The sequence below is a fragment of the Nocardioides carbamazepini genome, assembly GCF_024614185.1.
Classification (GTDB): domain Bacteria; phylum Actinomycetota; class Actinomycetes; order Propionibacteriales; family Nocardioidaceae; genus Nocardioides; species Nocardioides carbamazepini.
This window is the reverse complement of sequence record NZ_JAHTLF010000018.1, coordinates 688221-709875: the sequence shown is the minus strand read 5'-3', so window position 1 is coordinate 709875 and position 21655 is coordinate 688221. Positions and strand designations below refer to the sequence as shown.

Sequence of the window (21655 nt, the reverse complement as noted above, 5' to 3'; positions counted from 1 at the left end):
GGCGTTCGCCGCCCGGGACCTCGCAAGCTCGGCCCCACGGGCTTCACGCCGTGCGCCACGCTGCCGGCCTGACGCCGCCCCCGACACTCATCTCCAGAACCTCAAGGAACGACATTGAGCACCGAAACTGCCACCGCGGTTCGCTACGAGCGCGACGCCGACGGCATCGTCACCCTCACCCTCGACGACCCCAACCAGAGCGCGAACACGATGAACGAGCTCTACCGCGAGTCCATGGCGGCCGCGGTCGAGCGCCTGTACGCCGAGCAGGACGACATCACCGGCGTGGTGATCGCCTCCGCGAAGAAGACCTTCTTCGCCGGCGGCGACCTCAAGCTGATGGTCCGGACCACCAAGGAGAACGCCGGGGACGTCTTCGCGCAGTGCGAGAGCATCAAGGCGTCGCTGCGTCGCCTCGAGCTCTTCCCGAAGCCGGTCGTGGCCGCGATCAACGGCGCCGCGCTCGGCGGTGGCTACGAGATCACCCTCGCCACCCAGCACCGGATCCTCGTCAACGACTCGAAGGTCAAGGTCGGCCTGCCCGAGGCGACCCTCGGCCTGCTCCCCGGCGGCGGTGGCGTCACCCGCGCCGTGCGCAAGTGGGGCCTGCAGACGGCGCTGATGGACGTGCTGCTCCAGGGCACCCAGTTCAACCCGGAGACCGCGCTCGAGAAGGGCGTCGTCGACGAGCTCGTCGCGACCCGCGAGGAGCTGGTCCCGGCCGCGAAGGCGTGGATCAAGGCGAACCCCGAGGCCGCGCTGTCGCCGTGGGACGCCCCGGGCTACAAGATGCCCGGCGGCACGCCGAGGTCGCCCGCGCTCGCCGGCTTCCTCCCGGCCTTCCCCGCGCTGCTGCGCAAGCAGCTCAAGGGCGCCGACTACCCGGCCCCGCGTGCCATCCTCTCGGCCGCGGTCGAGGGCGCGCAGGTCGACTTCGACACCGCCTCGCGGATCGAGTCGCGCTACCTGGCCAACCTGGTGGTCAACCAGGGCTCGAAGAACATGATCCAGGCCTTCTTCTTCGACCTCCAGGCGATCAACTCCGGCTCGTTGCGCCCGCAGGGCATCGAGCCCTACAAGGCCGCCAAGGTCGGCGTCCTCGGTGCCGGCATGATGGGCGCGGGCATCGCGTACGTCTGCGCCCGCGCGGGCATGGAGGTCGTCCTCAAGGACGTCGCGATCGAGAACGCCGAGAAGGGCAAGGCCTACAGCCAGACCATCAACGAGAAGGCGATCTCGCGGGGCAGGCTGACCGAGGAGAAGTCGGCCGAGCTGCTCGCGCGGATCACGCCGACCGCCGACCCGGCGGACCTCGCCGGCTGTGACCTGGTCATCGAGGCCGTCTTCGAGGACCCGGCGCTCAAGGCCAAGGTGTTCGCCGAGATCCTGCCGCACGTCAACCCCGACGCGCTGCTGTGCTCCAACACCTCGACCCTGCCGATCACCGGCCTGGCCGAGGGCATCGAGGACGCCGCGAAGCGGCCGAGCTTCATCGGCCTGCACTTCTTCAGCCCGGTCGACAAGATGCCGCTGGTCGAGATCATCGCCGGCAAGGAGACCTCCGACGAGGCGCTCGCCAAGGCCTACGACGTCGTCCTGCAGATCCGCAAGACCCCGATCGTCGTCAACGACAGCCGCGGCTTCTACACCTCGCGGGTGATCGGCTACATGGTCAACGAGGGCATGGCGATGCTCGCGGAGGGCGTGGCGCCGTACTCCATCGAGCGGGCCACCACCTCGGCCGGCTACCCCGCGCCGGTGCTCCAGCTCTCCGACGAGCTCAACCTCGAGCTGATGGCCAAGATCGCCAAGGCGACCGCCGAGGCCAACCCCGAGCTGCCGGTCCACCCGGGCCAGGTCGTGGTGGGCAAGATGCTCGAGGCGGGGCGGGCGGGCCGCCTGCGCGGTGCCGGCTTCTACGACTACGAGGACGGCAAGCGCGGCTCCATCTGGGCCGGTCTCGCCGACCTCTTCCCGGTCGCGGAGGAGCAGCCGCCGATCGAGGACGTCCGCGACCGGATGCTCTTCGCCGAGGCGCTCGAGACCGCGAAGACCTTCGAGGAGGGCGTCATCACCTCGGCGGCCGCCGCGAACATCGGCTCGATCATGGGCATCGGCTTCCCGCCCAACACCGGTGGCGCCGCCCAGTTCATGACTGGCTACGAGAACAAGGCCACGGGCGAGGTCGGCCTGAACGCCTTCCTCGCGCGCGCCGACGAGCTGGCCGCGAAGTACGGCGACCGCTTCCAGGCCACCCCGTGGCTGCGGGAGCTCGCCGCCTCGGGCCAGGGCTTCCCTGCCTGATCGCGCCGACCCGGCGCAACTGAACGCCCTGAGCACGCCGACCCGTCGCGTTTGAACGCGACGGGTCGGCGTGGGTGTGCCTGTAGGTTTCCCGGCATGGGTGGTCGGCGACGGGTGGCGCGGCCCCGGCGGACGGTGCTCGGGGTCATCGTGGCGAGCCTGACGGCGCTGGGCCTGCTCACCGGCCTCGGCGTGGTGCTCGCCTACAACAACTGGAACGACAATCTCGAGCACCCGACGATCATCGGCAAGCACCGGCCGGACAAGAAGACCGAGGCGCTCAACATCTTGGTGATGGGCACCGACAGCCGCGATTGCGAGGGCTGCAAGATCGACGGCGAGGCCGGCGGCGGCCTGTCCGACACGACGATCCTGTTCCACCTCTCGGCGAACCGCGAGTTCGCCTACGGCATCTCGATCCCGCGCGACACGGCGGTGATGCGCCCGGCCTGCTACCGGTCCGACGAGAGCGAGATCCCTGCCGCCACGACGTACGACAAGTGGAACGTCGCCTACCAGGTCGGCGGCCCCGGCTGCACCCGCCAGCAGCTCGAGCAGCTCACCGGGATCCACGTCGACAACTTCGTCGTCGTCGACTTCAACCAGTTCAAGGACATGGTCGACGCCCTGGACGGCGTCGAGATCTGTGTCCCCGAGGAGATCGACGACACCACCGGCAACATCCACCTGGAGGCGGGGACCCGGGAGGTCGACGGCGCCGAGGCGCTGGACTACGCCCGGGTGCGCTACGGCATCAGCGGCGGCATCGACCCCTACCGGACCCGGCGCCAGCAGGCGCTCATCGGCGCGATGATCGACAAGGCGCTCACCGGCGGGATGCTGGCCCGGCCGGACCGGCTCGCGAGCTTCATCAGCGCCGCGACCACCGACCTCCAGACCAACTTCAAGAGTGTCGCCGCGATGGCCAAGGTCGCCGCCAGCGCCCAGGGCATCGACGCCGCTGACATCACGTTCATCACCACGCCGTGGACCCTCGACACCGACAAGGTCAGCGGCGGTGTCGAGTGGCTGCCCTCGGTCGAGCGGCTGTGGCAGCTGGTGATCGCCGACCAGCCGCTCACCAAGGAGTTCCTCGCCGACTCGCTCAGTGCCGGCGACGAGCCGGGCGGCACGGCAGAGCCGTCGGGCGCGGCCTCGGGCTCCCCGTCCGGATCCTCCTCCGGATCACCGTCCGGATCGCCGGCGGATCAGACGTCCGGGTCGTCGACGCCGTCCGGCTCGCCCGGCGGGACGCCGACCCCCGGCCCCTCGGGCGGCCTGTCGGACGACGACCGCGCCGCGGCCGGTCTCTGCTCCTAGGACCCACCCGAGGGGATCGCGCGGACCTCAGCTCTCCGCGAGGCCGCCGGTGACCAGGGCGGCGCCACCGAGGTAGCCGGCGAGCAGCGCCCGCGCCACGGCGCGTAGGTCGGTGTCGGTCGGCAGGAAGGTCGCCGTGTGCAGCGAGCTGTCGGTCTCGCTGCCGACGAACATCATGGTCGCCGGCATCCGCTCGGAGAAGAACGAGAAGTCGTCGGCGCCGAGTGAGCGCAGATCCGTCGAGACCGGCATCCCCTGGCCGGTCAGCTGGGCGGCGACGACCTCGACCAGGCGCGGGTCGTTCTCGAGGACGGGCTCGCCGACGGTGATCCGGACCTCGGCCTCGCAGTCGTGCGCGCGGGCGATGTTCTCGGACACCGAGATGATCCGCTCGTGCAGCAGGGCGCGGGTCTCCGAGGCGAGCGCCCGGATGGTGCCGGTCGCCCGGGCCACGTCCGGTACGACGTTCGCGGCCTGGCCGGCCTGGAACGACGAGACGCCGACGACGGCCGAGCGCATCGGGTCGACCGAGCGGCTGACCACGCTCTGCAGCGCGACCACGGTCTCGGCGAGGGCGAGCAGGGGGTCGTCGGCCAGGTGCGGGTACGCCGCGTGCCCGGACTCGCCGCGCACGACGATCTCGAACTCGTCGGATGAGGCGTTGACGCCGCCCGGCACGCACGCGACGACGCCGGCCGGCAGCGCCGGCTGGATGTGCGCGCCGATCATGATGGCGCACTCCTCGGCATCGAGGACGCCGTGCTCGGCGATGTCCTTGGCCCCGGACGGGTAGGTCTCCTCCCGCGGCTGGAGCACGACGAGCAGCGGCACCGGGGCGCCGACGTCGTGGACCGCCCGGGCGACCGCGACGAGCGCGGCCAGGTGGACGTCGTGCCCGCAGGCGTGCATGACGCCGGGGTTCTGCGAGGTCCACGCGACGCCGGTCGCCTCGGTGATCGGCAGCGCGTCCATCTCCCCGCGGACGCCGACGCACGGCCCGGGACCGCCGATCCGGACCACGGCGCCGGTCTCGGCGACCTTGACCGCGGTCGACGTGCCCGGCAGCGCCTGGAGCACGAGGTCGCGGGTGAGGGACTCGTCGCCGGAGAGGTCCGGCTGCTGGTGCAGGGCGCGGCGCAGCACGGCGGCCGCGTCGAGGTGGCCGTCGAGGACGGCCCAGATGTCAGCCACGTCGGCCTCCGTAGACGCGCTCGGCGTTGTCGCGGCCGACCAGGGTGGCGACCCGGACCGCGTCCGCGACGGACCACTCGCCGCCGGTGACCCAGCGGGAGAGCACCTCGGTCATGCCACGGCGCCAGAGCACGGCGCCGAGCAGGTGCAGCTCGGAGGGACCCCAGGCGTCGGAGGAGTAGAGCACCTTGCCGAACGGCGCGAGCTCGAGCGACTCGGCCACCACGGTGGGGGAGGCGGCGCCCGTGTAGTTCACCGCGAGACCGACGTCGAGGTAGACGTGCGGGAAGGCCTGGGCCAGGAAGCCCGCCTGGCGCTGGAACGGGTAGCAGTGCAGCAGCAGGACGTCGCTGCCCGACGACTCGACCAGCCGTAGCCAGTCGGCGAGCAGCAGCGGGTCGCAGCGGCGCAGGTCGAGGTCGGGGTCGCCGAAGCCGGCGTGGAGCTGGAGCGGCAGGCCGGTGTCGATGCCGTGCCAGAGCAGCATCCGCAGCAGCACCGGATGGTCGACCCGGGGGACGACGGACTCGTCCTCCAGCGCGGCGAGCCAGTGGGATGCCGCCTCGCGGACCTCCGCCGACGACGGGCGGACCGGGTCGAACTCGAAGCCGTGCCGGTAGGCGATCACCGACTTGAGCCCGATCGCCCCGGCCGCGACCTCGGCGAGCGCGGCCAGGAACCGCTCCTCGAGCCCGGCGGCGTCACCGTCGCGCGCCACCGACTCCAGGACCGTCTCCAGGCGCACGATCTCCTCGACCGCGGCGCCGGGGACCCGGGCACCGAAGTCGTCGAGGTCGAGGAGTGCGTCGCCGCGGAAGCCGGTGTCGATCAGCCAGCGGTCGACACCGGCCGCGCCGAGCAGTCGCCGGTCGACCTCGTCGGTGGCGAGCGCCGCGCGGGCGGCGACGTACTCCTCGATCGGGGCGTGCGGATCGAGGCCGAGCAGCGGCGCGCAGTGGCGGCGTACGGCGAACGCGACCTGGGTGTCGAAGGGCGAGGTGCCGGCGGCGGTCGGCCGGTCGGACTCGGTCAGCAGGTCGCCGAGCTCGGCCAGGCCGACGGGGCCGGCGAGCGCGGAGTGCACGTGGTGGTCGACCAGGCGCAGCGTGCCGATCGCCTCGGCGAGCGCCGTGGTGGAGGGATCAGTAGACATCGGCGAACCTCGCGCAGCGCTCGACGTCGGACAGGTCGGCCACGGCGGCGAGCTCGGCGCGCTTGACCGAGAGGTGGGTGTCGAGCAGGGCCGGGTCGAACCAGCCCGTGACGACCGGGTCGGCGGCCAGGTCGTCGAGGGCGGCCGGGAGGTCCTTGGGCAGCAGCGGGACGCCGGACAGCTCGTCCTCGGTGACCGTCTCGGGCCAGATGGTCGGGTCGGGCAGCTCGTCGGTGATCCCGGCCAGGCCGGCCCGGAGGAGCACGCCGAGGGTGAGCCAGGGGTTGGCGGTGGCGTCGGCTGCGCGGAACTCGAGGTTGTACTGGCGTGCGGGGTCGCCGCCGCCGGCGGTGCTGGTCGGGCAGATGCGCAGCAGTGCCTCGCGGTTGCGCTCGGCGAGGAAGACGCCGCCGGCGCTCCAGCGATGCGGGGTGAGCCGGAGGTAGGACACCGGGCTGGGGGCGGTGAAGGCGAGCAGCGCCTGGGCGTGGGCGAGGATGCCCGCGGCGAAGCGCCGGCCGACCTCGCTCAGCGCCGCCGGGGCGGCCGGGTCGTAGAGCGCGGGCGCGCCGTCGGCGGTCTGCAGCGAGAGGTGGACGTGGACCCCGTTGCCGCTGCCGTCGGGGTGGGTGAGTGGCGCGAAGGTGACGCTGCGGCCGTGCCGGCGCGCCAGGTCGCGGACCAGCTCCTTGACCAGCACGGCGCGGTCGGCGGCGACCAGCCCGGGCGCGGGCTCGAGGGTCACCTCGAACTGGTCGGCGCCGTACTCGGGAAGCCAGTTCTCGGGCTGCAGGCCGGTGGCGGCGAGCAGCGCGACCAGCTCGGAGCCGAAGGGCTCGATGCTGCGGTGCCGGGCGAAGGAGAAGGGCGCGGTCGCGGGCAGCCCGTCGACCATGAACTCGTGCTCGAACGAGGCCGTGACCTCGAGCCCGGTGGCGGCGCGCAGGTCGTCGAGCGCGCGGCGGGCGAACGTCCGCGGGCAGCACGCCCACGGGGACCCGTCGGACTCGGTCTGGTCGGCGAGCACCAGTGACACGGCGGGGTCGTCGCCGCGGGCGGGGATCTCGATCCGGGTGGCGGCGTCGGGCATCAGCTTGAGGTCGCCGGTCGAGCCGAAGACGTTGGGGGCGATCGCGCCGAAGGCGGTGATGGCCAGGTCCACGGGGACCCACCCGACGCCGCGCTGGAGGGCGGAGTCCGCGGCGGCCGCGGGTACCGAGCGTCCGCGCAGCTGGCCGGCGAGGTCGCTGGTCGCGACGAAGAGCGTCTGGTCGGGGGTCATCGTCCACCTTCTCGGTCGGGAGCAGGCACGTCCGCGCACCGGCTAGCACGATTGGTACACGGATTACAGGATGAGGTCAAGAGATCGATTCTGCAATACAGGTTACGGATCAGTGCTGCTCTCGATCATCTCATCCGGGCCCGGCCGGACTGGCATGGCCGTTACAGAAAGTTCTTCCAAGGGTATTGCCGTAAGAAAAGTTTCAGCCTACGGTGATCCGGGTCTCACCATCGTCGAAGGAGTTCCCCGATGAGCAAGCGCATCCGCTTCCGCAACCTGGCTGAGGCCGAGCGACTGGCCAAACGGCGCCTGCCGCGGGCGGTCTGGCTGGCCGTCAAGGCCGGCAACGAGCAGGGCTGGACGTTGGACGAGAACATCAAGGCGTTCAGCGAGCTCGGCTTCTCGCCCACCGTCTTCGACCGGCCGACGAACATCGACACCCGTACGTCGCTGCTCGGCCTCGACATCGAGTTCCCCGTCGTCATCTCCCCGGTGGGCGCCCAGGCGATCCACCCCGACGGCGAGATCGGCGTGGCCCGGGCCGCCGCCCGGGCCGGCACGGCGGTCGGGCTCAGCTCCTGGGCCTCGGACCCGGTGGCCGAGGTCGCCCGCGCCAACCACAAGACGATCTTCCAGCTCTACTGGGTCGGCACCAAGGCCGAGATCGAGGCCCGGGTCGAGGCGGCCCGTGCCGCCGGCGCGAAGGCGCTCATCGTCACCCTCGACTGGTCGCACACGCCGCGCCGCGACTGGGGCGTGCCGCCCGCGCCGCCGAGCGACATGAAGCTGCGGACGATGGCCGAGCTCGCGCCGGAGGCGCTCTCGCGCCCGCTCTGGTTCGGCAGCTACCTGCGCCGCGGCCGGATCCCCGACCTCAAGGTCCCCAACCTCTTCGAGCTCGACGGCTCGACGCCCTACTTCGGCGCCGCGTGGGCGCGCTTCGAGGAGACGCCCGCCCCGACCTGGGAGGACGTCAAGTGGCTGCGCGAGCTGTGGGGCGGCCCGTTCATGGTGAAGGGCATCAACACGGTCAAGGACGCCAAGCTCTGCGTCGACCTGGGTGCCGACGCCATCGGGATCTCCAACCACGGCGGCAACAACATCGATGGCAGCCCCTCGCCGCTGCGCTACCTGCCGAGCATCGTCGACGCGGTCGGCGACCAGGTCGAGGTCACCCTCGACGGTGGCATCCGCCGTGGCTCGGACGTCGTCAAGGCGCTCGCGCTCGGTGCCCGCGCGGTGTTCGTGGGCCGGGCCTTCCTCTACGGCCTCGCGGTCGACGGGGAGGACGGCGTCCACGAGGTCCTGCAGATCCTGCGCAGCGGGATCCGCGAGACCATGTTCGGTATCGGGCGCAGCTCGATCTCGGAGCTGAGCCGCGAGGACCTGATGGTGCTCAACCCGCACTTCTTCGTCCCGCCGGCGAGCTGACCCGCCCGGCGACCACGGAACGGAGAGAGCAGATGGCACGCATCATCATCGTCGGAGCCGGCAGCGCCGGCTGCGTCGCCGCCGCCCGGCTGAGCGAGGAGCACGAGGTCGTGCTGCTCGAGGCCGGGCCCGACTGGCAGGGCACCGCGACCGGCACCCGGCTCGCCTCCGCGAACTGGATGGACGCCATGGTCTCGCCCGAGGCCTTCGACGCCGGTCTCGTGGCCACCCGCCTCGCCGGAGACGCGCCGCGGCAGTACCACCGCGGTCGCGGCGTCGGCGGCTCCTCGGCGGTCAACGCGATGCTGGCCCTGCCCGGGCTGCCGCGCGACTACGACCGCTGGGCCGAGCACTACGGTCTCGACGACTGGTCCTGGGACGCCGTCGCGCCGACCTTCGAGCGGCTCGCCCGCGACCTGGTCGCCACCCCGGCCGAGGACCACACGCCGATGGACCGCGCGCTCGTCGACGCCGCCGGCGTGCTGGGCCTGGCCACCGGCGTCGACACGCTGACCCCCGGCGACGGCGGCGGCACGCTCTGGCGCAACGCCGACGCGCTCGGGCGCCGGTCGAGCGCCGAGGTCTACCTGCGGCCCGCGCTCGAGCGCGGCACCGTCGAGCTGCGCACCGAGGCGCGGGTCGACCGGCTGCTGCGTGAGGGGGACGCCGTCGTCGGCGTCGTCCTGCTCGACGGCACCCAGCTGCGCGCCGACCAGGTGGTGCTCGCCGCCGGGGCCATCGAGACCCCAGCGATCCTGCTCCGCAGCGGCTGCGACCGGCCCGGCGTCGGCAAGGGCCTCCAGGACCACCCGGCCGCCTCGATCCTGCTCGCACTGCGCCCGGGGGCACGTGAGGTACGCGCCGGCCAGCCGTGCATCAACGCGGTGGTCCGCACGTCGTCCAGCATCGAGACCGGCGACATCCACGTGCTGCCGATGCAGGGGGCGCTGTCGGAGTCGACGCCCGCCCACCACGCCGTGGTGATGGCCGCCGTCATGACGGTGACGTCCACCGGCGAGGTGCGGCTCGACCCCGACGACCCGACCGGGCCACCGGTCATCGCCGAGCGGATGCTCACCACCGACCGCGACCGCCGCGTCATGCGCGAGGCCGTCGATGTCGCCCTCCGGCTGCTGGAGACCGCACCCTTCCGGGAGATCGTCGAGGACGCGTTCATCGACGCCGTCGGCACCCCGCTGTCGGCGCTCGACGACCCCGCGACGTACGACGCCTGGCTCACCTCGTCGATCGGTGACTACTTCCATGCGGTCGGCACCGCCCGGATGGGCCGTGCCGACGACCCCGGCGCGGTCGTCGACCAGCGCGGCCGGGTGCACGGCCTCGACCACGTCCGGGTGCTCGACTGCTCGGTCATCCCCGAGGTCCCCGCCGCCAACACCCACCTGCCGGTGGTGATGGTGGCCGAGCGGCTCAGCGCCGCGCTGCTCGCCGACCTCGTCCCGACCCCCTCCGACTCCGAAGGAGCCCCCGACCGTGTCCACTCTGTCTGAGCCCACCAGCACCGACCAGGCCGCCGGCCAGCCGGCCGACCAGCCGGCCGACCAGGCAGCGACCTGGCGGCGCTCCGAGGCGGTCGTGCCGCGGGGTGTCTCCTCGGGCCACCGCGTCGGCTGGAAGCAGGTCTTCGTCCGCACGCAGGGCGCCTACATCTGGGACCAGGAGGGCCGGCAGTACGTCGACTACCTCAACGCCTGGGGCCCGATCGTGCTCGGCCACAGCGACCGCCGCGTCAACGAGGCCGTCCTCGCCGCGGCCAACACCTGCGACCTGACCGGCGTCGGTCCGCAGGCCGGCGAGGCCGAGCTCGCCGAGCGGATCTGCGCGGTCATGCCCTCGGCCGACAAGGTCGCCTTCTGCACCTCCGGCACCGACGCGACCATGCACGCCGTCCACGTGGCCCGGGCCGCGACTGGCCGGCTCAAGATCCTCAAGTTCCACGGCTCGTACCACGGCTGGAACGACCACGTCGCCGTCGGCAGCTCGCGCAAGGACCTCACCGACAGCTCGGCGCTCAACACCCCCAACGGTGGCGGCCTCCACCCCGCCGTGGTCGCCGACGTCGTGGTCGTCGAGTGGAACGACGTGGCCGGCCTGCGCACCGCCTTCGACCAGTACGGCGACCAGCTGGCCGCCGCGTTCACCGAGGGCTACGTGCACAGCTTCGGCTGCGTGCCGGCCGCGCCCGGCTTCCTGGAGCTGCTCCGCGAGCTCTGCACGGCGAACGGCGTCGTCATGGTGATGGACGAGGTCAAGACCGGCTTCCGCGCGGCGATCGGCGGCTACCAGTCGGTCTGCGGCGTCACTCCCGACCTCACCGCCTTCGGCAAGGCGGTGGCCAACGGCTACTCGCTCGCCGGCCTGGCCGGGATCGACGCGCTGATGGGCCACCTCGGCGCCTACAGCAAGACCGAGGCGACGATCGACGGCACCTACAACGCGTCGCCGTACGCGCTCGCCGCAGCCAACAAGACGATGCAGATCATGGAGAGCGACGACATCTTCACCACGCTCTATGCGCGCGGTGAGCAGATGCGGGCCGGCATCGCCGACGCCATCGCCGAGACGGGCGCCCCGGCGACCGTGACCGGCCTCGGCTCCGAATGGTGCGTGTACTTCCGGCCCGAGCTCCCCACCAACTTCCGCGAGGCGATGCAGTCCGACGGCGAGATGTACGGGCGCTACCACGCCGCACTGCTCGCCCAGGGCGTCCTCGAGCCGGCGTTCCCGACCGGGGACCGCCGGCTCAACGCGGCCACCACCGAGGCCGACGTCGCCACCACGGTCGAGTGCGTCCGGGTCGCACTGTCGGCCGCCGTCTCCTAGCGGCCACCCGCCCGGGCGGCGTCCCGCCCCTTCCACCACCACTCCGACCCACCTCCTCACACCCTAGGTAGGACCCATGCTTGGTTTCGCGCGCCCATTTTCAGGCCGTCAGGCCCTGGTGGCGGCTGCTGCTGTCGCCCCTCTCGTCCTCGCCACCGCCTGCTCCGGCGGCTCCGACGCCGCGGGCGACGACGACCAGCTCGTCGTCGGCTTCGCCCTCAGCCAGAGCGGCAACATGGCGCCGTTCGACGTCGAGCCCGGCAACGCCGCACTGCTCCGGATCAAGGAGATCAACGACGACGGCGGGATCGACGGCACGTCGATCAAGGTCATCAGCAAGGACGTCCGCTCCAACCCCGACACCGTCGGCACGGCGGCCACCGAGCTGATCGCCGAGGGGATCGACCTGCTCGTCACCCCCTGCGACTTCGACCTCAGCGCTCCCGGCGCCTCGGTCGCCCAGGCATCCGAGATCCCGTCGGTCTCCATCTGCGCGGGCGACCCGAAGATGGCCGACACCACGACCCTCGGCGACTACGTCTTCTCCGCCAACGCCGGCAGCGACGTCGAAGGCTCCTCGGGCGCGGCCTGGGCCTACGAGAAGGGCTGGCGCACGGCGTACGTGCTGCAGGACGAGAGCATCGAGTACACCAAGTCGGCCGGCCGCTACTTCACCGCGAAGTTCGAGGACCTCGGCGGCGAGATCGTCGGCGACGACGCCTTCCCCGGTGGCGACAACGTCAACATCAGCAGCCAGGCCAGCCGGCTCAAGGGCCTGGCCACCCAGCCCGACTTCGTCTACGTCGCCAGCTGGAACCCCGGTGGCGCCACGGCGATCCGCCAGCTCCGCGAGGCCGGCGTGACCGTCCCGATCGTCGGCCCGGCCGCGCTCGACGGCCAGGTGCTGCTCGACGTCGTCGGCGAGAAGGCCAGCGACATCTACTACACCGGGTTCGCCTGCTACGTGTACTGCACCGGCGCCGACTCCGCCGAGCTCGACGCGTTCGTCGAGGACTACCAGGCGGAGTACGACGCCGCGCCGGCCTCGAGCTACGCGCTGCTCGGCTACAACATGGTCTCCGCGCTCGCGGACGCCGCCGGCAAGGCGAAGTCCTTCTCGGGCGGTGACCTCAAGGCGGCCCTCGAGGGCGACGGCTCGGTGACGACGCCGATCGGCGACGTGGCCTACTTCTCGAAGACCTGCCACAAGATCATCGACATGCCGATGACCGTGGTCCAGGTCGCCGACGGTGCGATGACCTTCGCCGGACAGCAGCGCGTCGACTCCATCCCGGACGTCGGCGACGGCAACTCCTGCGCGTCATGACCGCCGCCGCCCAGCTCCCCCGTCGGTCATCCGTGCTGCGGATGGCCGACGGCGGGATCCACTTCGACGGCGTCAAGGCCGTCGACGGCGTCTCCATCGAGGTGCGCAGCGGTGAGGTGCTCGGCCTGATCGGGCCGAACGGCTCGGGCAAGACCAGCACGCTCAACCTGCTCAGCGGCATGCTGCGCGCGACGTCCGGGACGATCTGGCTCGACGACGTCGACCTGACCCGGCACTCGATGCGGCGACGCGCCCGCCGCGGCGTCGTACGGACCTTCCAGAGCGGGCGGGTCTTCGGTCGGCTCACGGTCCGCGAGAACGTCGAGGCAGCGGCGCTCGGCGCCGGGTTGCGGCGCCGCGAGGCGCGTGAGCTCACCGAGGAGATCCTCGACGAGCTCGCGCTCGACGGCGTCGCCGACGACCGGGCCGAGCGGCTCACCGCGGGCCGGGTCCGCACCACGGCGATCGCCCGGGCGCTCGCCGCCCGGCCGCGGTTCCTGCTCCTCGACGAGCCGGCCGCGGGCCAGAACGAGACCGAGGCGGTCGAGCTCATCACCGCGATCCGCGGGTTCGCGCAGCGGCGCGAGTGCGGCGTCCTGCTCGTCGAGCACGACATGTCGGTGGTGATGGGCACCTGCGACCGGCTGCACGTCCTCGACAGCGGCCGAACGGTCATCGAGGGCGAGCCCGCCGCCGTCCGCTCCGATCCCCAGGTCATCGAGATCTACTTCGGAAAGCGACACTGACATGGTCCTGCGCATCGAGGACGTCCACCTGCAGTACGGCTCCTCCGTCCGAGCCGTCCAAGGCTGTTCGCTGGAGGTGGGTGAGGGCGAGCTGGTCTCGCTCATCGGCCAGAACGGCGCCGGCAAGAGCACCCTGGTCAAGGCGGTCATGGGCGAGGTGCCCGTGGCGTCCGGCTCGATCACCGTCGACGGGACGTCGGTGGCGAGCAAGTCGTACTCGACGATCCGGGCCGGTGTCTCGCACGTCCCCGAGAGCCGTGGCATCTTCGCCAGCCTCACCGTGGGGGAGAACCTCCGGCTCGGCGCGGTCACCCGCAAGGACAAGGCGCAGGTCGCGGCCGACATCGAGCGCGAGCTCGAGCGGTTCCCCATCCTGCGCACCTACTGGAGCCGCGGGGCCAGCCTGCTCTCCGGCGGTGAGCAGCAGCAGCTCGCGATCGCGCGGGCACTCCTGCTCAACCCGCGCATCCTCCTGCTCGACGAGCCGACCCTGGGCCTGGCGCCCATCGTCGTCGACCTGATCTTCGACGTCGTGGTCGCGCTGCGCGAGCAGGGCATGACGATCCTGCTCGTCGAGCAGAACGCCGTCCGCTCGCTCGAGGTCTCCGACCGCTCCTACGTGCTCCAGGCTCCCGGTCGCGTCCTGGGCAGCGGCACCGCGAGCGAGCTCGGCCGCATGCCGGCCGTCGTCGAGTACCTCGGCTTCTCTCCTGCTGAAGTGGGTGATCCCCGATGATCCTCGAGTTCCTCATCAACGCGGTCGGGCTCGGCGCGCTCTACGCCCTGCTGACGATCGGCGTCGCGCTGCTGTTCGGCGTGCTCGGCCTGATGAACTTCGCCTACGGGGAGCTCATCCTCGCCGGCGCGTTCGCGATGTACCTGTTCCGCGACCAGCCCTGGCCCTTCGCCCTGCTGATGGCGATCGTCTTCGCCGTCGTGGTGGCGCTGATCAGCGAGCGACTCGCCTTCCACCCGCTGCGCAACGCCGACCCGGTGACGCTGATGATCGCGTCGTTCGCGGTCAGCCTGGCGCTGCAGAGCCTGGCCCGGATGACGGTGCTGCCGCGCACGCGCGGCGTGCCGCCCGAGCGCTTCCTGTCGCACCGGGTCACCATCCTGGGCGCCGACGTCAGCGTGCTCGACCTCGTCACCCTCGTCCTGTGCGGCGTGATGCTGCTCGTGGTCGCCTGGCTGATGGGCCGGACCAGCCTGGGCATCCAGCTGCGCGCCGCGGCCGAGGACTTCCGGATGGCCGCGAGCCTCGGCGTCAAGGCCAACCTGGTGATCCCCGCCGCCTTCGTCATCGTCGGCGTGCTCTCGGCGATCGGTGGTGCCGTGCTCGTGGCCCGGCAGGGCTCGGTCGGCGCCGACATGGGCCTGCAGCCGATGCTGATCGGCGTCGTCGGCGCGGTGCTCGGCGGGATGAGCAGCCTCAAGGGCGCCGCGCTCGGCGGCTTCCTGCTCGGCGCGGCGACCGCGCTCCTCGAGTCGCTGCTGCCGACCGACCTCATCGCGTTCCGCGACGCCTTCTTGTTCTCGGCGCTCATCGCGGTCCTCGTCGTCCGGCCCCAGGGCCTCCTCTCCGGCGCGAAGGTGCGTGTCTCATGAAGAGTCGGAACCGGATCCTCGACACGGTGCAGACGCCCGCGCTCCTCGTCGGCCTCGTCCTGCTCGTCGCGCTCGCCGGCGCCACGGGCGACGTCACGACCGCTCGGGTGGCGACGCTCGCGCTGGTCTCGGTGGTCTTCGTCGTCGGCCTGTCGGTCTTCTCCGGCAACTCCGGCGTGATGTCGTTCGGGCACGTCATGTTCATGGCGGCCGGGGCGTACACGACGGCGTACCTGACCATCCCGGTGCCGCTGAAGAAGACGCTCTTCGCGGACCTGCCCGGCTGGCTGTCGTGGCTGGCCGAGGTGCACAGCAGCTTCCCGGTCGCGCTCCTCGCCGGCGGCCTCGTCGCCGCCGTCGTGGGCCTGGTGACCGCGCCCGTCGTGGCCCGGCTCAGCGGACTGCAGTCGGGCATCGCGACGCTGGCGATGCTGCTCATCACCTACAACGTCCTCAACAGCTGGACCGAGGTCACCCGCGGCTCGTCGAGCATGATCGGCATCCCCCGCGGTACGACGACCTGGTGGGCCTTCGGCGTCGCCGCGGCCGCGGTCGTCGTGGCGTGGCTCTACCGCTGCTCGCGCGGGGGCCTGCAGCTGCGCGCCTCCCGCGAGGACTTCTGGGCCGCCCAGGCCTCCGGCATCGCCGTGGGTCGGCACCGGGCGACCGCCTGGGTGCTCAGCGCCCTCGTGTGCGGCCTGGCCGGTGCGCTCTACGCCGGCTACCTCACGTCGTTCAACGTCAACGGCTTCTTCCTGACCGCGACCTTCTCGTTCGTCGTGATGATCGTGCTCGGCGGCTACCTCTCGCTGAGCGGCGCCGTGGTCGGCGCCCTGGCGGTGAGTGCGCTGCAGGAGGTGCTGCGGCGGTTCCAGGACGGCCGGTTCACCGGCGGCAACGAGCTGCCGGCCGGCGTGGCCGACCTGATCGTGGCGGCCGTGCTGCTGGTGGTGTTGGTCAAGGCGCCCTACGGCCTGATGGGTGTGCGGGAGCTGCGGTTGCCGCGGAGGCGTCGTGGCGGCGGCGCGGAGCGCCGTTCCGAGGCGCCGGCGAAGGAGCCGGTCGGCGCCGCCTGACCCACCCCGCCGCGGCAGACGGGTCCGAGCGCCCCGGCGCTCGGACCCTTCCGTCGTGTGTTGCCGTGTGCTGCCGGGGCTACTCCGGCGACTCCTCCAGGAGCTCGAGGCGCTTCACGCCGGCCTCGCCGACCGCGGTGGCGACGGCCGCGACGATGCTCTCGGTCAGCGCCATCGAGGCGACCAGCGAGTCGAACGGCGAGGCCGACTCGACCCGCGTCGGCAGGACCACGCGGGCGGTCTTGGCGATCGGTGAGAGCCAGTTGTCCGTCATCAGGCAGACCGTCGCCCCCCGGCCGGCCATCCGCTCGGCGAAGACCAGGTTCTGCTCGGTGTAGCGGCGGTAGTCGTAGATCACGAAGACCGTGCTGGCCGAGGCGTCCGCGATCGTCGTGCGCCGGTCGAGGTCGTCGTTGCTGACGTGGTGGACACCGGAGCGCAGCAGCCGCAGGTGGGCGACGAGGTACTCCGAGACCGAGCCGCTGAACCGGCCGCCGGCGACCCGGACCTCGCGGCCGGGGTCGCACAGCAGCTTGACCAGCTTGGCGAACTCCGACTCCGGCAGCTCGTCGTACGACGCGGACAGCATCGCCGCGAACGCCTGGTGGGTCTCGGTCAGCACGCCCTCCTCGGACGGGCCGACCTTCTCCGGGTACTGCTTGAGCGGCGAGCCGAGCTCGCCGTTGAGCTCGTGGACCAGGGCCCGCTGGAAGGCGGGGAAGCCGGGGAAGCCCAACCGGGTCACGAAGCGCACCACCGTCGGGGGGCTGACCGAGGCCGCTGTCGCGAGGTCGACGACCGTCGTGAGGCCGGCGGTGGGGTACTGCGCGAGCAGCGCCCGCCCGACCTTGCGCTCGCTGTTGCTGAGCTCGTCGAGGGTCGCCATGAGCAGCTTGCGCACCGACGCGTGGCCGCCGGGGATGTCCGTCACTGTCCGAACCTATCAACGCAGCCGCCGCTGCCCGGCCGGTTCATCACCAGACCCGGTCGGTCAGGTCGACCTCGCGCGGGTCCTGCATGTGCGGGTAGACGTGGTCGACGGCGGGGACGAAGGTCTCCTTGATCGAGCGCGGGCTGGTCCAGCGCAGCAGGTTGGTCGCGGCGCCGGCCTTGTCGTTGGTGCCCGACGCGCGGCCGCCCCCGAAGGGCTGCTGGCCGACGACGGCGCCGGTGGGCTTGTCGTTGACGTAGAAGTTGCCGGCCGCGAAGCGCAGCCGCTCCGAGAGTTGGTGCACGACGGTCCGGTCGGTCGCGAACACCGCGCCCGTGAGCGCGTACGGCGACGTCGCGTCGACCTGCTCGACGATCGCGTCGAGCGCGCCGGGCAGGCTGTCGTCGTACACGTGCACGGCGAGGATCGGGCCGAAGTACTCCGTGCTGAACGCGGGGTGCTCGGGGTCGTCGACGCGCAGCACCGTGGGCCGGACGAACCAGCCCTTGGCGTCGTCGTACGTGCCGCCGGCGACGACCTCGACCTTCGGGTCGGCCTGCGCCTCGTCGAGGACCGCGCGGTGCCGGGCGAACGCGCGCTCGTCGATGACCGCGCCGAGGAAGTTGCGGTGATCGCGGACGTCGCCCATCGGCAGCGCGTCGACGGTCTCGGCCAGCTCCTCGCGGATGCGCTCCCACACGCTGGAGGGGACGTACGCGCGTGAGGCGGCCGAGCACTTCTGACCCTGGTACTCGAAGGCACCACGCACCAGCGCGGTGCGCAGCGCGACGGGCTCGGCGCAGGGGGCGGCGAGCACGAAGTCCTTGCCGCCGGTCTCGCCGACCAGCCGCGGGTACGACGCGTAGGTGTCCAGGCGCTGCGCCGTCGCGCGCCACAGGTGCCGGAAGGTCGCGGTCGAGCCGGTGAAGTGGATGCCGGCGAGGTCGGGTTGGTCGAGCACGACGTCGCTGACGGCGAGACCGTCGCCGGTGACCATGTTGATCACGCCCGGCGGGAGACCGGCCGCGCGCAGCAGCTCCATGGTGAGCGACGCGGCGAGCTGCTGGGTGGGGGACGGCTTCCAGACGACGGTGTTGCCCATCAGCGCGGGCGCGGTCGGCAGGTTGGCGGCGATGGCGGTGAAGTTGAACGGGGTGATCGCGTAGACGAAGCCCTCCAGCGGGCGGTGGTCCGTGCGGTTCCACGTGCCGGCGCTGTTGGCCACGGGCTGCTCGGCGAGGACCTCGCGACCGAAGTGGGCGTTGAACCGCCAGAAGTCGATCAGCTCGCATGCCGCGTCGATCTCGGCCTGGTACGACGTCTTCGACTGTCCGAGCATCGTGGCGGCCACCAGCCGGGCCCGCCACGGGCCGGCGAGGAGGTCGGCGGCCCGCAGGAAGACGGCGGCCCGCTCGTCGTACGGCAGGTCGCGCCAGGCCGGTGCCGCGGCGCGCGCGGCGGCGACCGCCGCCCGGGCGTCGTCCGCGGTCGCGTTGCGCAGGGTGCCGAGCCGCAGCCGGTGGTCGTGCGGTGCGCGGACGTCGGTCTCCGTGCCGGTGCCGGTCACGGGCCGGCCGCCGATCACGTGCGGCAGCGCCGCCGGCCGGTTGGCCAGCTCGGCGAGCGCGCTGTTGAGCGCTGCCCGTTCGGGACTCCCCGGCGCGTAGTCGAGCACGGGCTCGTTGACTGGTGCGGGCACGCGGGAGATCGAGTCCAAGGGGTTCCTCCTGAAAGTAACAGAGATTTCAGAATAGCCCCTTGCGAACCAAAGTGGAATGAATCATTCTAGGTGTATGACGCCGACCATCGCTGTGTCCAGCACCCCCGGGCCGACGCCGCAGGAGGGCGCCGGCCGGGGTTCCACCGAGTCCCACATCGCGCTCACCGAGGCGCACGCCGCGCACAACTACCATCCGCTCCCCGTCGTCCTCGCCTCCGGCCAGGGCGCCTGGGTGACCGACGTGGAGGGCAACCGCTACCTCGACTGCCTCGCCGGCTACTCCGCGCTCAACTTCGGCCACGGGCACCCGCGTCTCGTCGCGCGCGCCACCGAGCAGCTCCAGCGGCTCACCCTGACCAGCCGGGCGTTCTTCAACGACCAGCTCGGGCCGTTCGCGCAGGCGCTCGCCGAGCTCACCGACAAGGACATGGTGCTGCCGATGAACTCCGGGGCGGAGGCCGTCGAGACCGCGATCAAGGTCAGCCGGAAGTGGGGCTACCAGGTCAAGGGCGTCGCGCCGGGCACGGCGAAGATCATCACGATGCACGGCAACTTCCACGGCCGGACCACGACGATCGTCAGCTTCTCCGACGACGACGAGGCGACCGCGGACTACGGCCCCTTCACGCCCGGATTCGTCGGCGTCCCCTATGGCGACATCGACGCCGTCGCCGCGGCGATCGACGACTCGACCGTGGCCGTGCTCTTCGAGCCGATCCAGGGCGAGGGCGGGGTTGTCGTACCGGCGGAGGGCTTCCTGCCGGCGCTGCGCGCGCTCTGCACCGAGCGCAACGTGCTCATGGTCGCCGACGAGATCCAGTCCGGCCTCGCCCGGACCGGTCGCACGTTCGCGTGCGACCACGACGGCGTCGTCCCCGACGTCTACGTGCTCGGCAAGGCGCTCGGCGGCGGGCTCCTCCCCGTCTCCGCCATCGCCGCGGACCACGCGGTGCTCGACGTCGTCCGGCCCGGCACCCACGGCTCGACCTTCGGTGGCAACCCGCTCGCCGCGGCCGTCGGCCACGAGGTCGTCCAGCTGCTCGCGACGGGTGAGTTCCAGGAGCGCGCCCGGGTGCTCGGTGAGCGCCTCGAGGCGGGTCTGCTCGAGCTGATCGGGACCGGCCTGGTCGCCGTACGGGTGCGGGGGCTGTGGGCCGGCGTCGACGTCGACCCGAGCCTGCTCACCGGCCGCCAGGTCTGCGAGGGCCTCATGCGGCACGGCATCCTGGCCAAGGACACCCACGGCTCGACCGTCCGGTTCGCGCCCCCGCTGGTCGCCAGCGAGTCCGACATCGACCTGCTCGTCGCCACCCTGCGCACGGTGCTGGAGGAAGCGCGCCGATGACCGCCACCCTCGCGGTTCCGGTCCAGGACCGGAACCCGCTCGTCGCCGCGCGCAGCCAGCTCGCCGACGCCATCGCGCTGCTCGACTACGGCCCCGGCATGCTCGACATGCTCGGCACCCCGCGCCGCGAGATGACCGTGTCGGTCCCGTTGCGCCGCGACGACGGAAGTGTCGAGGTGCTCATCGGCCACCGCGTGCAGCACAACCTGTCCCGCGGCCCGGCGAAGGGCGGCGTCCGGTTCAGCCCCGACGTCAGCCTGGACGAGGTCCGCGCGCTCGCGATGTGGATGACCTGGAAGTGCGCCCTCGTGAACATCCCGTACGGCGGCGCTAAGGGCGGTGTCGCGTTCGACCCGCGGGCCTACTCCCGCGGCGAGATCCAGCGGGTGACCCGGCGCTACACCAGCGAGATCATGCCGATCCTGGGGCCGGTGACCGACATCCCCGCCCCCGACATCGGCACCGACGAGCAGGTGATGGCGTGGATGATGGACACCTACTCCGTCAACCGCGGCCACACTGTCCTCGGCGTCGTCACCGGCAAGCCGGTCGCCCTCGGCGGCTCCCTCGGCCGAGCGAGCGCCACCTCGCGCGGGGTCGTCCACGTCGCGCTGGCGGCGCTCGGCCACCGCGGCATCGCCGTCCGCGGCGCCCGGGCCGCGGTCCAGGGCTTCGGCAAGGTCGGCCGCGACGCGGCCCGCCTGCTCGCCGAAGCCGGCGTGCGGGTGGTCGCCGTGAGCGACCAGTACGGCGCGATCCACGACTCCGCCGGGCTCGACGTACCGGCGCTGACGGCGCACGTCGACAGCACCGGCAGCGTCGTCGGCTTCGCCGCCTCCGAGCCGATGGACGCTGGTGAGGACCTCCTCCACCTCGACGTCGACCTGCTCGTCCCGGCCGCCGTCGAGGCGGTCATCAACGCCGACAACGCCCACCGGGTGCGGGCGTCCGTCATCGCCGAGGGCGCCAACGGTCCCACCACCCCCGCGGCCGACGCCGTGCTCGCCGACGCCGGCGTGCTCGTCGTACCGGATATCCTGGCCAACGCCGGCGGCGTGATCGTGTCCTACTTCGAGTGGGTCCAGGCCAACCAGGCCTACTGGTGGAGCGAGGACGACGTGAACGCCCGCCTCGCCCAGCGGATGCAGGTCGCCTGGGACCGAGTGGTCGCGTACGCCGCGCGGCGTGACATCTCGCTGCGCCGGGCCGCGACCACGCTCGCGGTCGAGACGGTCGCGAACGCACACCTCGCCCGCGGGCTCTACCCGTGAGCGGAGCGGGTGCCGGGGCCGAAGCCGAGGAGCTCCCCCGGCCGCACCGGGCCGGCGGCCGCGGCGGGTGAGCCACGCACCGCGGTGGGTGCGCCACGCACTAATG

Annotated in this window: 17 protein-coding genes; 12 read left to right on the top strand and 5 right to left on the bottom strand. The window is 72.2% G+C overall.

Features of this window, described 5'->3' with window-relative positions; translation table 11 throughout:
• The first annotated feature begins 114 nt into the window (after positions 1 to 114).
• Positions 115 to 2304 carry a 3-hydroxyacyl-CoA dehydrogenase NAD-binding domain-containing protein gene (locus KVF89_RS22050; RefSeq protein WP_257428683.1) on the top strand — a complete coding sequence of 730 codons (2190 nt, stop codon included), beginning with the start codon at positions 115 to 117 and terminating at the stop codon, positions 2302 to 2304.
• 96 nt (positions 2305 to 2400) lie between these two features.
• Positions 2401 to 3624 (top strand): LCP family protein, encoded by a 1224-nt coding sequence (locus KVF89_RS22045; protein ID WP_257428681.1) that lies wholly within the window; start codon positions 2401 to 2403, stop codon positions 3622 to 3624.
• Positions 3625 to 3651: 27 nt separating this feature from the next.
• On the opposite strand, the gene KVF89_RS22040 is transcribed toward KVF89_RS22045, so the two are convergent.
• Genes KVF89_RS22040 through KVF89_RS22030 form a run of 3 tightly spaced genes read right to left on the bottom strand, consistent with a single transcriptional unit; the run spans position 3652 to position 7250 of the window.
• Complete coding sequence (locus tag KVF89_RS22040) at positions 3652 to 4815, bottom strand: M20 metallopeptidase family protein (RefSeq protein WP_257428679.1); 1164 nt, start codon at positions 4813 to 4815, stop codon at positions 3652 to 3654.
• Positions 4808 to 5968 carry an amidohydrolase family protein gene (locus KVF89_RS22035; RefSeq protein ID WP_257428677.1) on the bottom strand — a complete coding sequence of 387 codons (1161 nt, stop codon included), beginning with the start codon at positions 5966 to 5968 and terminating at the stop codon, positions 4808 to 4810. Before KVF89_RS22035 ends, KVF89_RS22040 begins: the two co-directional genes overlap by 8 nt.
• Positions 5958 to 7250 carry a glutamine synthetase family protein gene (locus KVF89_RS22030; protein ID WP_257428676.1) on the bottom strand — a complete coding sequence of 431 codons (1293 nt, stop codon included), beginning with the start codon at positions 7248 to 7250 and terminating at the stop codon, positions 5958 to 5960. The genes KVF89_RS22035 and KVF89_RS22030 overlap by 11 nt, the downstream gene beginning before the upstream one ends.
• A 249-nt stretch (positions 7251 to 7499) precedes the next feature.
• Between KVF89_RS22030 and mftD the strand changes: the two genes are divergently transcribed.
• The 8 genes from mftD (at position 7500) to KVF89_RS21990 (ending at position 16282) form a co-directional block, all read left to right on the top strand.
• On the top strand, positions 7500 to 8681 hold the full coding sequence (gene mftD, locus KVF89_RS22025; protein WP_257428674.1) for a pre-mycofactocin synthase MftD: 1182 nt from the start codon (positions 7500 to 7502) through the stop codon (positions 8679 to 8681).
• Between the two features lie 32 nt (positions 8682 to 8713).
• Entirely contained in the window at positions 8714 to 10192 is a 1479-nt protein-coding gene (locus tag KVF89_RS22020; RefSeq protein ID WP_257428672.1) for a GMC family oxidoreductase, read from the top strand.
• Positions 10176 to 11525: an aspartate aminotransferase family protein gene (locus tag KVF89_RS22015; protein ID WP_257428670.1), complete on the top strand. Its 1350-nt coding sequence runs from the start codon at positions 10176 to 10178 to the stop codon at positions 11523 to 11525. Before KVF89_RS22020 ends, KVF89_RS22015 begins: the two co-directional genes overlap by 17 nt.
• A 118-nt stretch (positions 11526 to 11643) precedes the next feature.
• Positions 11644 to 12852 (top strand): ABC transporter substrate-binding protein, encoded by a 1209-nt coding sequence (locus tag KVF89_RS22010; RefSeq protein WP_257428669.1) that lies wholly within the window; start codon positions 11644 to 11646, stop codon positions 12850 to 12852.
• Positions 12849 to 13598 carry an ABC transporter ATP-binding protein gene (locus KVF89_RS22005; protein ID WP_257428668.1) on the top strand — a complete coding sequence of 250 codons (750 nt, stop codon included), beginning with the start codon at positions 12849 to 12851 and terminating at the stop codon, positions 13596 to 13598. The genes KVF89_RS22010 and KVF89_RS22005 overlap by 4 nt, the downstream gene beginning before the upstream one ends.
• Position 13599: 1 nt before the next feature.
• A complete protein-coding gene (locus KVF89_RS22000; protein WP_257428667.1) occupies positions 13600 to 14334 on the top strand; it encodes an ABC transporter ATP-binding protein in 735 nt (244 codons plus the stop codon).
• On the top strand, positions 14331 to 15206 hold the full coding sequence (locus tag KVF89_RS21995) for a branched-chain amino acid ABC transporter permease (RefSeq protein ID WP_257428665.1): 876 nt from the start codon (positions 14331 to 14333) through the stop codon (positions 15204 to 15206). The genes KVF89_RS22000 and KVF89_RS21995 overlap by 4 nt, the downstream gene beginning before the upstream one ends.
• Positions 15203 to 16282, top strand: a complete 1080-nt coding sequence (locus tag KVF89_RS21990; RefSeq protein ID WP_257428664.1) for a branched-chain amino acid ABC transporter permease — start codon at positions 15203 to 15205, stop codon at positions 16280 to 16282. Before KVF89_RS21995 ends, KVF89_RS21990 begins: the two co-directional genes overlap by 4 nt.
• 79 nt (positions 16283 to 16361) lie before the next feature.
• Here the strand turns inward: KVF89_RS21990 and KVF89_RS21985 are convergent, their stop codons facing one another.
• Both KVF89_RS21985 and pruA read right to left on the bottom strand, forming a co-directional pair.
• Positions 16362 to 17213 (bottom strand): MurR/RpiR family transcriptional regulator, encoded by an 852-nt coding sequence (locus tag KVF89_RS21985; protein ID WP_257428662.1) that lies wholly within the window; start codon positions 17211 to 17213, stop codon positions 16362 to 16364.
• A 43-nt stretch (positions 17214 to 17256) separates the two neighbouring features.
• Positions 17257 to 18912, bottom strand: a complete 1656-nt coding sequence (gene pruA / locus KVF89_RS21980) for an L-glutamate gamma-semialdehyde dehydrogenase (RefSeq protein WP_257428660.1) — start codon at positions 18910 to 18912, stop codon at positions 17257 to 17259.
• A 94-nt stretch (positions 18913 to 19006) separates the two neighbouring features.
• Between pruA and rocD the strand changes: the two genes are divergently transcribed.
• Positions 19007 to 20278 (top strand): ornithine--oxo-acid transaminase, encoded by a 1272-nt coding sequence (rocD, locus tag KVF89_RS21975; RefSeq protein WP_257428658.1) that lies wholly within the window; start codon positions 19007 to 19009, stop codon positions 20276 to 20278.
• The gene (locus KVF89_RS21970; protein WP_257428657.1) at positions 20275 to 21549 is read left to right on the top strand and encodes a Glu/Leu/Phe/Val family dehydrogenase; all 1275 of its coding nucleotides are present in this window, start codon (positions 20275 to 20277) and stop codon (positions 21547 to 21549) included. Before rocD ends, KVF89_RS21970 begins: the two co-directional genes overlap by 4 nt.
• Positions 21550 to 21655 lie beyond the last annotated feature (106 nt).